The sequence below is a fragment of the Chryseobacterium sp. HNCC26DJ241 genome, from assembly GCF_057180505.1.
In genome coordinates, this window is record NZ_JBXUGL010000051.1 from 1 (window position 1) to 12,091 (window position 12,091).

At 33.9% G+C, this 12,091-nt stretch carries 12 protein-coding genes and 1 pseudogene; 9 read left to right on the top strand and 4 right to left on the bottom strand.

Annotation, left to right across the window (positions count from 1 at the left end; genetic code table 11):
• Together AC2A1C_RS15080 and AC2A1C_RS15085 are read left to right on the top strand one after the other, a co-directional pair.
• Positions 1-225 (top strand): annotated as a pseudogene (locus AC2A1C_RS15080) (hypothetical protein); the annotation flags it as partial.
• 152 nt (positions 226-377) lie between these two features.
• Positions 378-2,015: a T9SS type A sorting domain-containing protein gene (locus AC2A1C_RS15085; RefSeq protein ID WP_484026730.1), complete on the top strand. Its 1,638-nt coding sequence runs from the start codon at positions 378-380 to the stop codon at positions 2,013-2,015.
• A 47-nt stretch (positions 2,016-2,062) separates the two neighbouring features.
• Here AC2A1C_RS15085 and bcp read toward each other — a convergent pair whose 3' ends face one another.
• Positions 2,063-2,512: a thioredoxin-dependent thiol peroxidase gene (gene bcp / locus AC2A1C_RS15090; RefSeq protein ID WP_484026731.1), complete on the bottom strand. Its 450-nt coding sequence runs from the start codon at positions 2,510-2,512 to the stop codon at positions 2,063-2,065.
• Positions 2,513-2,544: 32 nt separating this feature from the next.
• Here bcp and nth point away from each other — a divergent pair, with 32 nt between their 5' ends.
• Complete coding sequence (gene nth / locus AC2A1C_RS15095) at positions 2,545-3,165, top strand: endonuclease III (protein WP_484026733.1); 621 nt, start codon at positions 2,545-2,547, stop codon at positions 3,163-3,165.
• Between the two features lie 149 nt (positions 3,166-3,314).
• Here the strand turns inward: nth and AC2A1C_RS15100 are convergent, their stop codons facing one another.
• From AC2A1C_RS15100 to AC2A1C_RS15110, 3 genes are read right to left on the bottom strand one after another with little or no spacing between them, the layout of a single operon-like run.
• Entirely contained in the window at positions 3,315-3,857 is a 543-nt protein-coding gene (locus AC2A1C_RS15100; RefSeq protein ID WP_484026734.1) for a CopD family protein, read from the bottom strand.
• 5 nt (positions 3,858-3,862) lie between these two features.
• The gene (hemH, locus tag AC2A1C_RS15105; RefSeq protein WP_484026736.1) at positions 3,863-4,891 is read right to left on the bottom strand and encodes a ferrochelatase; all 1,029 of its coding nucleotides are present in this window, start codon (positions 4,889-4,891) and stop codon (positions 3,863-3,865) included.
• A gap of 33 nt (positions 4,892-4,924) precedes the next feature.
• Positions 4,925-5,788 carry a helix-turn-helix domain-containing protein gene (locus tag AC2A1C_RS15110; protein WP_484026738.1) on the bottom strand — a complete coding sequence of 288 codons (864 nt, stop codon included), beginning with the start codon at positions 5,786-5,788 and terminating at the stop codon, positions 4,925-4,927.
• 233 nt (positions 5,789-6,021) lie between these two features.
• Here AC2A1C_RS15110 and hemA point away from each other — a divergent pair, with 233 nt between their 5' ends.
• The 6 genes from hemA to hemB all read left to right on the top strand — a co-directional run bounded on the left by hemA (position 6,022) and on the right by hemB (position 12,042).
• Positions 6,022-7,281 (top strand): glutamyl-tRNA reductase, encoded by a 1,260-nt coding sequence (gene hemA / locus AC2A1C_RS15115; RefSeq protein ID WP_484026739.1) that lies wholly within the window; start codon positions 6,022-6,024, stop codon positions 7,279-7,281.
• A complete protein-coding gene (gene hemC / locus AC2A1C_RS15120) occupies positions 7,274-8,197 on the top strand; it encodes a hydroxymethylbilane synthase (protein ID WP_484026741.1) in 924 nt (307 codons plus the stop codon). The genes hemA and hemC overlap by 8 nt, the downstream gene beginning before the upstream one ends.
• The gene (locus tag AC2A1C_RS15125) at positions 8,198-8,881 is read left to right on the top strand and encodes a uroporphyrinogen-III synthase (RefSeq protein ID WP_484026742.1); all 684 of its coding nucleotides are present in this window, start codon (positions 8,198-8,200) and stop codon (positions 8,879-8,881) included.
• On the top strand, positions 8,881-9,903 hold the full coding sequence (gene hemE / locus AC2A1C_RS15130; protein WP_484026744.1) for a uroporphyrinogen decarboxylase: 1,023 nt from the start codon (positions 8,881-8,883) through the stop codon (positions 9,901-9,903). The genes AC2A1C_RS15125 and hemE overlap by 1 nt, the downstream gene beginning before the upstream one ends.
• Before the next feature lie 173 nt (positions 9,904-10,076).
• A complete protein-coding gene (gene hemF, locus AC2A1C_RS15135) occupies positions 10,077-10,979 on the top strand; it encodes an oxygen-dependent coproporphyrinogen oxidase (RefSeq protein ID WP_484026745.1) in 903 nt (300 codons plus the stop codon).
• Positions 10,980-11,043: 64 nt separating this feature from the next.
• The gene (gene hemB / locus AC2A1C_RS15140) at positions 11,044-12,042 is read left to right on the top strand and encodes a porphobilinogen synthase (protein ID WP_484026746.1); all 999 of its coding nucleotides are present in this window, start codon (positions 11,044-11,046) and stop codon (positions 12,040-12,042) included.
• Positions 12,043-12,091 lie beyond the last annotated feature (49 nt).

The window sequence follows — 12,091 nt, forward strand, 5'->3', positions numbered from 1 at the left end:
ACTTTAAAATCTGATTATACAATGCCTACTTTAGCTGAAGTTGAAAAGTACACCAAAGAAAATAATCACTTACCGAATATTCCTTCTGCACAGGAAATCAAGGAAAAAGGACTGCAAGTAGGAGAAATGACGAATCTTTTGTTGCAAAAAATAGAAGAGCTTACACTTTATACTATTGAGCAACAAAAGCGAATTGAGGCTTTGGAAGCTAAGATCGCGAAATAGACATTATTTAACTTAAGAAATCAATTATGATACGTAATAAAACGATGTACTTGTGTATTTTTTACATGAGTATAGGGATCTTCTTTTCACAACACGAGAACGATAACTGGTTGTTTGGTAATAATAAATGGCGGTTTAATACAAGTTCATCCATGGGTTTTACACATACAACAAATTTAAGTCCTTCTATAAGGTATATCAGCTCTGTTATTAGTGATAAAAATACTGGAGAATTGCTTTTTTATAGTGATGGTTATAAAATATATAATAAAAATGGGGTAGTCATGACCAACGGAGATAATCTGTTTGGTGTCAATAATAATGCTTTTAATACATTCGGAAACCCTTCAGATCAATCATCTATAATTGTTCCTTTACCGGGCTCGAACTCTATATATTATGTATTTTACATTAATGGTAATAAAACTGTAAATGATCAAGGAAACTTATCAGATACAACATCTTATAATTATGGATTGCGTTATGCTATTGTAGACATGAGTTTAGCGGGAGGATTAGGAGCGGTAATTTCAAAAAACAATATCTTATTTAGTAATTCGCCCACTAATGCACTAACATCTACAGTGGGAAGCAACGGAAATTCATATTGGATTGTAACCGCAAATAATGGAAATTTTTTATCCTATAAACTGAATCCTGGTGGCTTGAATACTACTCCAGTAGTAAGTCCGGCTTCAAACTATGGCACATTTTTTAAAATATCACCAAACAGTAAAAAATTATTAACAAGAATAAATACAGATCCTAATAAAGGTATTTATTTAGCCGATTTTAATAATACAACCGGAAGCATTACTAATCAAATCAATATTGTTCCTACTTATGGATCACAATATATAGATAAATCTGATTTTACGAATAGTGCAGAATTTTCAGCAGACAGTAACATTATTTATTTTTCTAGCTCAGATAAATGTTTATGTGATTATCCAGCGTCTATTTCACAAATTTGGTCATATAAAATTTCAACAGGTACTTTTGTTGGACTTCAAAATATACAGGGAGGAAATAACGTGTCTATGCAGAGAGCTGCTAATGGAAAAATTTATATGATTCAAAATTACCAAACTAATTATAATAGCACGACGGGAACAAGAGAGGTTATATTTGGTTGGAATAGCATTAATGGCTATTATTCCTATAACTGGTTGGTCATCAACAACCCAAATAATCCTAATTTTACTATTGATCAAATTCCTCCTCAAATTATAAATACCAAAAATGGATATTCATATCCGCAGCTCGTGCCACATTTGGATAATGTAAGTAATTGTATCGATAATTTAGATATAAATTATCAGGTTACAGTTTCTCAAAATTTTCAGGCAGGACAGTCCATTGTCGCTTCTTCTGATATAAATGATGGACTGATAGTCAATTATAAAGCTGGTCAAAATGTGAAATTAATTCCTGGTTTTCATGTGAAAGCAACAAGAGGAAGTTTATTTCGAGCTTATATAGCTCCTTGTGATGGAATAATCGAAAATTTTGCTAAAAACGACAGTGCTTCTGAAAATTATTTTAAAGAAATTAAAATTTCACTACCTTCAGAAATAAAGATCTACCCAAATCCAGCCTCTACATTTATAAAAATAGAAAGCGGAAATCAGAAGATAATGTCATGGAAATTATTTGATTTATCTGGAAGAGCTGTTTCGGAAGGCACAGAAAATACAATAGATGTCCAGAAAATGATCAAAGGCGTTTATTTATTAACAATATTCCCAGAAAATAATAAAACTGTGAGCAAAAAAATAATTATAAAATAAAAAGCCACAATGATAATTTGTAAGAGTCATCCGTTTCGGATGGCTCTTTATTTTTCCAATATCTGTTCGGCTGCTTTTTTAGAAGTTACTTTGTCAATCACTCTTGTGCAAACTCCTTTTTCATCAAAAATAAAAGTGGAACGCACAATTCCCATATGTTCGATTCCGAAGGTTTTTTTCAGTTGCCAAACTCCAAATTTTTCAATAATCTGATGATCGGTATCCGCAATTAAATCATATGGAAATGCGAATTTATCTTTGAAATTTTTCTGTCTTTTTGCAGAATCTGCAGAAATTCCCAAAAGTTGATATCCAGCTTTTTTAAGTTTCGAATAATTGTCACTCAAATTACAGGCTTCCACAGTGCAGGTTGGCGTATTGGCTTTTGGATAAAAGAAAATGATCAATTTTTTTCCTTTAAAATCTGAAGATTTTATTACTTTTCCATCCTGATTAATTCCCGAAAATTCCGGCAATTTTTCGCCTTCTTTCAACATAATTTTTATTTTTACACAAAATTACTTCAAATATGACCAAAAAGCAAAGAGCCGAAATTGTAATGAAAGAATTGGAAAAACTTTATCCGGTAGTTCCCATTCCGCTGGATCATAAAGATGCTTTCACGCTTTTGGTTGCGGTTGCACTTTCTGCACAAACAACAGACAAAAAAGTAAATCAGGTAACTCCTAAATTATTTGAAACAGCCGATACTCCGGAAAAAATGAAAGAATTAGAAGTTGCGGAAATCAAGGAACTTATTAAAGAAATCGGACTTTCCAATCAGAAAGCAAAAAATTTGAAAAAAATGTCCGAAATTCTTGTGGAAAAACACAAAGGAATTGTTCCTCAATCATTTGAACAATTAGAAGAACTTCCCGGAGTCGGTCATAAAACGGCTTCCGTTGTGATGAGTCAGGCTTTCGGATATCCTGCTTTTCCTGTCGATACACACATCCATCGTTTGATGAAACAATGGGAACTTACCGATGGAAAAAATGTAGTACAAACCGAAAACGATGCTAAAAAATTGTTTCCGAAAGAAGTATGGAACAAACTTCATCTTCAGATTATTTTTTACGGAAGAGAATATTCTCCGGCAAGAGGGAATAAAGAAAATGACTTTATTACCAAAATGCTTTTTGAGAGTTAAAAATTTTTTATAACTTTTCTTAATTTCCTGCACTAAAATAAGCCTTGTTTATTCTTGTTTTTAACATTAAGATTTTCAGCAATTTAAACTAAATGATCTTAATTTCTTAATGTTGAAAATAAATTATAATTTTAAATATGTTCTAAATATTAGGAATTTTTATTTTCACGGATTTTTTTGTAAAGCCGAATTCCCAACATCAATAAAACGGCAAGACCAACCAATCCGACAACTCCGAAAATCCAGCTAAAAGTTCCTTTTAAAATAACCAGAAACACAATGGAAAAAAGAATTAAAGTAGCACCTTCATTCCAAATTCTAAAAAAAGTGCCCTTTTTTTCTAAAGTTGCTGCTTCGATCTGTTTTACAAATTGGTGACACTTAAAATGATACAACCAAAGTAAAACAACGAAAAACAATTTTATCTGCATCCAAGTCATCTGTAAAAGAGCCGGATTTTCGATCAACATCCAGACTCCGAAAATGGTTGCCAAAATTGCAGCAGGAAAAGTGATTATAGACCACAACCGATTGGTCATGATCCGATATTGTTTGGATAAAATTTCTTTTTCAGTTTCGGATTTTTCCTGAGCTTCAGCGTAATACATGAACAATCGTACAGAATAAAAAAGTCCTGCAAACCAGCATACAACAAAAATAATGTGCAACGCTTTTAAATATAAATAGAACATTTTGCTTAATTTTTTGCCCAATTATTTATCCAAGAAGCCAAAGTTTGTGTCCATGCATCATCGTCATTTAGACATGAAATCATCTTGAATTCTTCACCTCCGTTTTCTTTAAAATCATGTCCCGCTTCCATTTCAATTTCTTCCAAAGTTTCAATACAATCAGCAATAAAAGCCGGTGTTACGACGGCTAATTTTTTGATTCCTTTTTTTGCTAAATCTTCAACAGTATCAGCAGTATAAGGAGTGATCCACTTATCAAGTCCTAAACGCGACTGAAAAGCCATTCCGTATTTATCTTCAGAAATGCCCAGTTTTTCTACAATTAGCCTTGTCGTTTCCATGCAATGGGTTCGGTAGCATTGTTCAGATTCAGGAGTTCCGGGTTTGCAGCAATATTGGTGATCGGTAAATTTCATTCCTTTATGCTTTCCTGTTTTATCCGTTTTCCGAATGTGTCTTTCCGGAACTCCGTGATAAGAAAACAATAGGAAATCATAATCAAAATTTGCCAAATCATTGGAAATAACATCCGAAATATTTTTGATGTAATCAGGCTTGTTATAAAAAGGAGGAAGTTTTGTGAGTTTCAGATTCGTAAACTTCTCTTTTATTAATTTTTCGGTAAGAACTTCTACAGTTTCTGTAGTAGACATTGCGTATTGAGGATACAAACTGACAAGAAAAATCTCAGTCACTCCTTTATCAGAAAGTTCTTTCAAAGCTGTTTCTACGGAGGGATTTCCATAGCGCATTCCCAAAGCAACGGGAATATCTACCCGTTTTTGTACTTTTTCATGGGTTCTTTTAGAAATAACAATTAATGGAGAACCATCTTCCCACCAAATTTTTTTATAGGCAGCCGCAGATTTTGCGGGGCGAGTATTTAGTATGATTCCTCTTACAAGAAGAGCACGCAAACCATAAGGTAGATCAATCACGCGTTCATCCATCAGAAATTCATCCAAGTATGGTTTTACAGCTTCCGGTGTTGGTGCTTCCGGCGAACCGAGATTCACAAGCAATACTCCTTTCATTTTTTCTTTATATAAAATTTTATAAATTCTTAATTAATTTTTCAGTGATTGCAAATATTTTTTCGGTGTTGTCCCGAATTTATTTTTAAATGCAGCGATGAAGTGACTTGCTGTGCTATAGCCGATTCTATTTCCTACTTCATTTACATTATAGGTTCCGCTGTCTAATAATTTTCGGGCATACTCCATTTTATAATCTATAAGAAAACCATAAACAGTGTGTCCATAAACTTGTTTGAATCCCTGTTTCAGTTTTTTGATGTTAAGTCCAACTTCATTTGCTAGTTCTTGTAAAGTAGGAGGTTCCGACATATTTTTTAGTAAAATATCTTTTGCGTGCTGAATTTTTGAGGCATCTTCACTGTCTGCTTTGAAAGGGCAGTTTTCTGCATCATCTTCAGGTTTGTTGAAAAGCAGGCTCAATACTTCGTATACTTTCGCTTTATAATATAGCTTTTTCATGGAAGGATGAAGACCAAAATTCATGATCTGATACAAAACCACGGACATAGCCGGAGTTAGAACATGCTGAGAATAATGCTTTCTGTCAATATTTTCAGTATTCAAAAAAGGAATAAATTCTGCTTCTGTAGAAAATAAGCTGTGAAATTTTTTAATTGAAATGATAATGGAAACAATCCAAGAATTTGGTTCAATTTCTAAATGAATAGGCAAACCTTTTTGAGGGTTATAAAGTGTTAATCCCGTTTCTTCAGCAACCGGCATTTTATACGTTCCCTGATTAAAAGAAAAAGTGCCGTTTCCTTTTAAAACAAAATGAAACTGTATAGCATTTGACATCAGATTTCTTTCTATAACCTGCACATTTTCAGAGTTATTCCGAAATCGAAAACAAATGAATTCATCTTCTAGAATTACATCTTCTTCAGAACTCATAGCGTTATTTTGATGCAAAAGTAATAAAAAATTTATGAATAAAAACTATTTAGAATTGTTCTAAATTTCAAAATTATGATACTGTAAAAACCTTTTATAGAAAGGGTTTTTCATAAATATTAAATATAAAAATAACGATTAAAAATTTAAGGGTTAAAATTAGTCCTTTTAGCGTTATTTATTTTACTTGATTGAAGCTAAATTTGTAGCCGGTTTATGAGGACCTGATAATAATGAAACAAAACAGTAAGTTGGAAACAAAACATTTTTACGTTATTGGATTAAATTATAAAAAAGCCGATGCAGAAATAAGAGGCAAATTTAGTCTGAATGATGAAGCCAAAAATGCATTATTAGATCATGCAAAATCTGAGGGAATTTTTCCTTTGATAGCAATATCCACCTGCAATAGAACGGAAATTTATGGTTTTGCTGAACATCCTTTTCAGCTCATTTCCTTGTTATGCAAATACAGCAACGGAACTGTTGAAGATTTTCAACAATTTGCCTATGTTCATAAGGGAAATGAAGCAATAGATCATCTGTTCAAGGTTGGGACAGGAATGGACAGCCAGATTTTGGGGGATTTTGAAATTATCAGCCAAGTAAAAACCGGATTTATCAGTGCCCGTGAAAAAGGGTTAACCAATAATTATTTTGAACGCCTTATTAATTCTGTAATTCAGGCAAGCAAAAGAATTAAAAATGAAACCGAAATCAGTTCTGGTGCAACTTCTGTTTCATTTGCATCCGTTCAGTATATCCTCAATAACGTAGAAAATATTTCGGATAAAAATTTATTGCTTTTCGGTGTTGGAAAAATTGGTAGAAATACATGTGAAAATTTAGTAAAACACACTAAAAACGAGCATATTACATTAATCAATCGTACTAAAGATAAAGCACAAAAAATTTCCGGAAAATTTAATTTGAAAGTAAAGGATTATGCAGATCTGCAAGAGGAAATCCAAAAAGCAGACGTGCTAATTGTGGCAACTGGAGCTCAACATCCTACTATTGATAAAGAACTTCTGAATCTTAAAAAACCACTTCTGATTTTAGATCTATCCATACCTAAAAACGTGAATGAAGATGTTTTGGAAGTTGCAGGTGTTGAATTGGTTCACTTGGATGCTCTTTCTCAGATTACGGACGATACTTTGGAAAAACGCAAACAATATATTCCACAAGCAATGGAAATTATTGATGAAGTGAAGCATGAGTTTTTGAACTGGACGTATGCAAGAAGATATGCTCCCACAATCAACGCATTGAAAGCTAAATTGGAAGAAATCCAGCAGAGCGAACTCAACTATCATAAGAAAAAGTTGGAAAATTTTGATGAAGAACACGCCAATATTATTACATCCAATATTATTCAGAAAATAACGGCTCATTTTGCTACGCATTTCAAAAATGAAAACACAGATTTGGAAGAAAGCATTGAATGGATAGGAAAAGTTTTCCAATTAGAAACCGAAAAAAATGGCTAAAACAATAAGAATCGGAACAAGAGACAGCCAACTTGCTTTGTGGCAGGCAAATACTGTAGCCGATAAATTAAAAAATCTGGGTTTTGAAATAGAAATTATCCCCATAAAATCGGAAGGAGATATAATTCTGGATAAACCGCTTTATGAATTGGGAATCACCGGAATTTTTACCAAAACTTTAGATATTGCCATGATTTCCGGGAAAGTGGATATTGCTGTTCATTCCATGAAAGATGTTCCGACTTCTTTACCATTCGGAATTGTTCAGGGAGCGGTTTTGGAAAGAGCAAATACATTGGATATTCTGGTTCACAAAGGAAATCGAGATTTTTTAGAACATAACGGAATTGTTGCTACCGGATCTTTGCGAAGAAAAGCGCAATGGCTTAACAAATATCCCAATCATACAACAGAAGATTTGCGAGGAAATGTAAATACACGTCTTCAAAAATTGCAGGATAACAATTGGAACGGAGCAATATTCGCAGCAGCAGGTTTAGAAAGATTGGATATAAAACCTGAAAATTCGCTCAATTTAGATTGGATGATTCCGGCTCCGGCTCAAGGCGCTTTGATGGTGGTTGCAATGCAGGAAGATGAATTTGTTCTTGATGCTCTTTCAAAATTAAATGATAAAAAAACCGAAATCGAAACCCATATCGAAAGACAATTTCTGAAAACTCTGGAAGGTGGTTGTACTGCTCCAATTGGAGCTTTGGCAAAATATAACGAAGAAGAAAATTCTGTACATTTCAAAGGCATTTTACTTTCTTTGGACGGAAAACAAAAATTTGAAATGGATAAAACGATTGCTGCCGAAGATTGGAGAAATATCGGAGCTTCCGCAGCAAAAGAAATTCTGGAAAACGGAGGAGAAACAGTAATGAATGAACTCCGCCAACAATTGAAAAAATAAATGAAACCTGAAATCACGATTTTATCAACAAAAAAATTAGATGAAGTTCAGAAAAATTCTTTATCCAATGTTGGATTTTCGGTGATTGACGAAGATTTTATCCAGATTGATTTTGTTTCTTTTCAGCTAAAACAGCAACCGTCACTTTTGCTCTTCACTTCTCAAAATGCGGTAAAAAGTGTTTTGCAAAATGAAAGTGCTGAACATTTAAAGAAAGTTCCGGCTATTTGTGTCGGTGAAAAAACAAAAAAAGGATTAGAGAAAAATGGCTTTAATGTTTTGATTTCCAGAGAATATTCTCAGGAATTGATTCCAGTTCTTCAAGAAAAATTTGTAAATGAAAGTATTGCTTTTTTTGCCGGAAATCGTAGACAAGACATTCTTCCGAATGCAATGAAGCAAGCAAATATCAATTTCGAGGAATATCAGGTATATCACAATAATCCAAATTCCATAAAAATTGAAAATAAACTGGATGGAATTCTTTTTTTCAGTCCTTCAGGAATTGAAAGTTATTTAATAAAAAATAAAATTTCTGATGAAGTGTGTTTTTGTATCGGAACTACAACTGCACATGCTTTGGAAGGAATCACAAAAAATAGAAAAATTGCCGAAGAGCAAACCATCGAAAACGTAATTACAACTTGTATAAAATATTTTGGACAAAAGTCCATAACTGAATAATGATTAAAAACGATTTATTTCTCAGAGCTTTAAAAGGAGAATCGGTGGAAAGACCACCGGTTTGGATGATGCGACAAGCAGGAAGATACTTACCGGAATTTCGTGCATTGCGAGACAAGTATGATTTTTTCACCCGTTGCAAAACTCCGGAATTGGCTTCGGAAATTACAGTTCAGCCCATTAGAATTGTAAAACCGGATGCAGCAATTTTATTTTCTGATATTTTGGTAATTCCGCAAGCAATGGGAATTGAAGTGGAGTTGAAAGACAATATTGGTCCCGTTCTTCCCAATCCTATTCGTTCACAAAAAGATGTGGACAATGTATTTATTCCAAATATTGAAGAAAGTTTGGGATATGTAATGGATGCCATCAAAATGACGAAAGAAATGTTGAATGATGAGGTTCCATTGATTGGTTTTGCAGGTTCTCCATGGACAATTTTTTGTTATGCTGTGGAAGGAAAAGGCTCAAAATCATTTGATAAAGCAAAAGGATTCTGCTTTTCAGAACCGGTTGCAGCACACACTTTATTGCAAAAAATAACCGATACCACAATTTTATACCTAAAGGAAAAAGTAAAAACCGGAGTGAATGCCGTTCAGATTTTTGATTCGTGGGGAGGAATGCTTTCTCCTGCTGATTATCAGGAATTTTCATGGAAATACATCAATCAGATTGTGGAAGCATTAGCTGATGAAACGGAAGTAATTGTTTTCGGAAAAGGCTGTTGGTTTGCATTGAATGAAATGTCGAAATCAAAAGCGTCAGCTTTAGGTGTGGATTGGACGTGCGCTCCAAAAACTGCACGAGAACTGACAGGTGGAAATATCACTTTACAAGGAAATTTTGATCCGTCAAGATTGCTTTCACCGATTCCGGTAATCAAGAAAATGGTTCACGAAATGATTGATGAATTTGGAAAAGACAAATACATCGTAAATCTCGGTCACGGAATTTTACCAAATATTCCGGTAGATCATGCAAAAGCATTTATTGATGCCGTGAAAGAGTATAAATAGTTAAAAGTTGACAGATTTAAGTTTACAGTTATATTGATTATAGAAAATATAATGTCTGGCAAAAATCACCTCAACTTGTTATTAATTGATGAAATAAAACGAATGTTAGCTTCTTTAATTAGAAAAATTTCATCAACACTTTAAATCTCTAACTTAAAACTACCACCTAAAAAATGAAAGAAAAATTTTATCAATACATTCAAAATCTGCAAGATAGCATTACTTCTAAACTGGAAGAAATAGATGGTGTTGCAAAATTCCGTGAAGATATTTGGGAGCGACCGGAAGGTGGTGGTGGAAGAACCCGCGTTATTGAAAACGGTAAAATTTTTGAAAAAGGAGGGGTTAATATTTCTGCGGTTCATGGGAAACTTCCGGAGACAATGCAGAAAATGTTCAATGTAAAAGAAGCTGATTTTTTTGCTTGCGGACTGAGTCTTGTCATTCATCCGAAAAGCCCGATGGTTCCTACTGTTCATGCCAATTGGAGGTATTTTGAAATGTTTGATGAAAATGGAACTAAAATCAATTCTTGGTTTGGAGGAGGTCAGGATTTGACACCGTATTATTTATTTGAGGAAGATGCGGTTCATTTTCATACTATTTGTAAAGAAGCCTGTGATAAGCATCATCCTGAATTTTATACGAAATATAAAAAATCCTGCGACGAATATTTCTGGAATGCACACCGAAACGAAGCTCGAGGAATTGGAGGCTTATTCTTTGATTATCTGAAAGAAACACCGGAAATGAATATGGAAGACTGGTATAATTTTGTAACAGAAGTTGGAAACAGTTTTCTTGAAAGTTATATTCCAATTGTGGAAAGAAGAAAAGATTTATCCTATTCTGAAGAAAACAGAAAATGGCAGGAAATCCGAAGAGGACGTTATGTGGAATTCAACCTTGTTCATGATAAAGGAACTTTATTTGGCCTGAAAACCAATGGTAGAATTGAATCTATTTTAATGAGCTTACCTCCTCACGTTCAGTGGATTTACGACTATCATCCTGAAGAAGGCTCGCAAGAAGAAAAGCTCGTCAAAATTTTGAAAAATCCGGTTGATTGGATTTAATCACATCATTTAATTATATAACATAACTGACTCCTGAAAACTGTCAGCTGAAAACTTTAAAAATATGTTTCCATTACAAAGAGGAAGAAGATTAAGAATAAATGAATCTATCCGTAGTTTGGTTCGTGAGACCAGCCTGAGTCCGACAGATTTTATGTTTCCAATGTTTGTTTGTGAAGGCGAAAATCAGAAAATTGAAATTCCTTCCATGCCCGGAATTTTTCGGAGATCAATAGATGAGTTGATAAAAGAGATCAGGGAAATTTATGATTTGGGAATTCGTGCGGTGAATATTTATGTAAAAGTAAATGATAATCTAAAAGATAACACTGGGAAAGAAGCCTGGAATTCTGATGGTTTGATGCAGAAAGCAATTCGTGCCATCAAAAAAGAATGCCCGGAAATGGTTGTAATGCCCGATGTTGCTTTAGATCCTTATTCTATTTATGGACACGACGGAATTATCAAAAACGGCGATGTTGAAAATGATTCTACTGTGGAAGCTCTCGTAAAAATGGCAGTTTCCCATGCAGAAGCAGGTGCTGATTTTGTAGCTCCTTCCGATATGATGGATGGAAGGGTTTTGCGTCTTCGTCAAGGTTTGGATGCAGCAGGTTTTGAAAATGTGGGAATTTTAAGCTATTCTGCAAAATATGCGTCTGCTTTTTATGGGCCTTTTCGTGATGCTTTGGATTCTGCTCCGAAAGAAGCGGATGTAAAAGTTCCGGAAGATAAAAAAACGTATCAAATGGATTATGCCAATCGTATTGAAGCCATCAAAGAAGCATTATACGATGTGGAAGAAGGAGCAGATATTGTAATGGTAAAACCGGGAACTGCTTATTTAGATATTGTTCGTGAGGTGAAAGATCATGTAAACGTTCCGGTTGCGGTATATCATGTTTCCGGCGAATATGCCATGATAAAAGCTGCAGCAGAAAAAGGCTGGCTGGATCATGACAAAATTATGATGGAACAATTAATATGTATAAAAAGAGCTGGAGCAAGCCTCATTTCTACCTATTTTGCAAAGGAAGCAGCGATTTTGCTGAATAAAAAATAAGATTATAAAAGAGATACAAAAAAACAACTCACATGAGTTGTTTTTTTAT

Coding starts and splice junctions, on each gene's coding strand:
- AC2A1C_RS15085 (WP_484026730.1), top strand. CDS start 378: ATGGGTTTTACACATACAACAAATTTAAGTCCTTCTATAAGGTATATC.
- bcp (WP_484026731.1), bottom strand. CDS start 2,512: ATGTTGAAAGAAGGCGAAAAATTGCCGGAATTTTCGGGAATTAATCAG.
- nth (WP_484026733.1), top strand. CDS start 2,545: ATGACCAAAAAGCAAAGAGCCGAAATTGTAATGAAAGAATTGGAAAAA.
- AC2A1C_RS15100 (WP_484026734.1), bottom strand. CDS start 3,857: ATGTTCTATTTATATTTAAAAGCGTTGCACATTATTTTTGTTGTATGC.
- hemH (WP_484026736.1), bottom strand. CDS start 4,891: ATGAAAGGAGTATTGCTTGTGAATCTCGGTTCGCCGGAAGCACCAACA.
- AC2A1C_RS15110 (WP_484026738.1), bottom strand. CDS start 5,788: ATGAGTTCTGAAGAAGATGTAATTCTAGAAGATGAATTCATTTGTTTT.
- hemA (WP_484026739.1), top strand. CDS start 6,022: ATGAAACAAAACAGTAAGTTGGAAACAAAACATTTTTACGTTATTGGA.
- hemC (WP_484026741.1), top strand. CDS start 7,274: ATGGCTAAAACAATAAGAATCGGAACAAGAGACAGCCAACTTGCTTTG.
- AC2A1C_RS15125 (WP_484026742.1), top strand. CDS start 8,198: ATGAAACCTGAAATCACGATTTTATCAACAAAAAAATTAGATGAAGTT.
- hemE (WP_484026744.1), top strand. CDS start 8,881: ATGATTAAAAACGATTTATTTCTCAGAGCTTTAAAAGGAGAATCGGTG.
- hemF (WP_484026745.1), top strand. CDS start 10,077: ATGAAAGAAAAATTTTATCAATACATTCAAAATCTGCAAGATAGCATT.
- hemB (WP_484026746.1), top strand. CDS start 11,044: ATGTTTCCATTACAAAGAGGAAGAAGATTAAGAATAAATGAATCTATC.